Consider the following 1,629-nt stretch of genomic DNA (forward strand, 5'->3'; position numbering starts at 1 on the left):
GGGGTTCTTATGTGTGCTCCTTAGAAAGGAGGTGATCCAGCCGCACCTTCCGGTACGGCTACCTTGTTACGACTTAGTCCCAATCACCAGTCCCACCTTAGACGGCCCCCTCCACAAGGGTTGGGCCACCGGCTTCGGGTGTTACCGACTTTCGTGACTTGACGGGCGGTGTGTACAAGGCCCGGGAACGTATTCACCGCAGCGTTGCTGATCTGCGATTACTAGCGACTCCGACTTCACGTAGTCGAATTGCAGACTACGATCCGAACTGAGACTGGCTTTAAGGGATTCGCTAAAACCTCACGGTCTCGCATCTCTCTGTACCAGCCATTGTAGCATGCGTGAAGCCCAAGACATAAAGGGCATGATGATTTGACGTCATCCCCACCTTCCTCCGAGTTGACCCCGGCAGTCTCCTATGAGTTCCCACCATCACGTGCTGGCAACATAGAACGAGGGTTGCGCTCGTTGCGGGACTTAACCCAACATCTCACGACACGAGCTGACGACAACCATGCACCACCTGTACACCAACCTCAAAGAGGAGGACCTGTTTCCAGGACGGTCTAGTGTATGTCAAGCCTTGGTAAGGTTCTTCGCGTTGCATCGAATTAATCCGCATGCTCCGCCGCTTGTGCGGGCCCCCGTCAATTCCTTTGAGTTTTAGCCTTGCGACCGTACTCCCCAGGCGGGGCACTTAATGCGTTAGCTACGGCGCGGAGAACGTGGAATGTCCCCCACACCTAGTGCCCAACGTTTACGGCATGGACTACCAGGGTATCTAATCCTGTTCGCTCCCCATGCTTTCGCTCCTCAGTGTCAGTTACAGCCCAGAGTCCCGCCTTCGCCACCGGTGTTCCTCCTGATATCTGCGCATTTCACCGCTACACCAGGAATTCCAGACTCCCCTACTGCACTCTAGTCAGCCCGTACCCACTGCACGCGCAACGTTAAGCGTTGCGTTTCCACAGCAGACGTGACCAACCACCTACGAGCTCTTTACGCCCAATAATTCCGGACAACGCTCGTACCCTACGTATTACCGCGGCTGCTGGCACGTAGTTAGCCGGTACTTCTTCTGCAGGTACCGTCACCGATAAAGGCTTCTTCCCTGCTGAAAGCGGTTTACAACCCGAAGGCCGTCATCCCGCACGCTGCGTCGCTGCATCAGGGTTTCCCCCATTGTGCAATATTCCCCACTGCTGCCTCCCGTAGGAGTCTGGGCCGTGTCTCAGTCCCAGTGTGGCCGGTCGCCCTCTCAGGCCGGCTACCCGTCGTCGTCTTGGTGAGCCATTACCTCACCAACTAACTGATAGGCCGCGAGCCCATCCCCAACCGAAAAAACTTTCCACCACCACTCATGCGAGCGATGGTCATATCCGGTATTAGACCCAGTTTCCCGGGCTTATCCCGAAGTCGGGGGCAGGTTACTCACGTGTTACTCACCCGTTCGCCACTCATCCACCATGTGCAAGCACACGGCTTCAGCGTTCGACTTGCATGTGTTAAGCACGCAGCCAGCGTTCGTCCTGAGCCAGGATCAAACTCTCCATAAAAAAATTATGTTACGAATGAATCCCAGCAAGACAGCCAACCAAGATCACGGGGTGACCCTAGTCGACCAAAAAA

The 1,629-nt window shown here is 55.5% G+C and carries 1 rRNA gene; it reads right to left on the reverse strand.

Going from position 1 to position 1,629, the window contains the following annotated elements:
* Positions 1-24 precede the first annotated feature (24 nt).
* Positions 25-1,556: ribosomal RNA gene (locus tag MPN20_RS17055) — 16S ribosomal RNA — on the reverse strand.
* Positions 1,557-1,629 lie beyond the last annotated feature (73 nt).

The sequence above is a fragment of the Brevibacterium sp. ZH18 genome, assembly GCF_022748595.1.
Classification (GTDB): Bacteria; Actinomycetota; Actinomycetes; order Actinomycetales; family Brevibacteriaceae; genus Brevibacterium.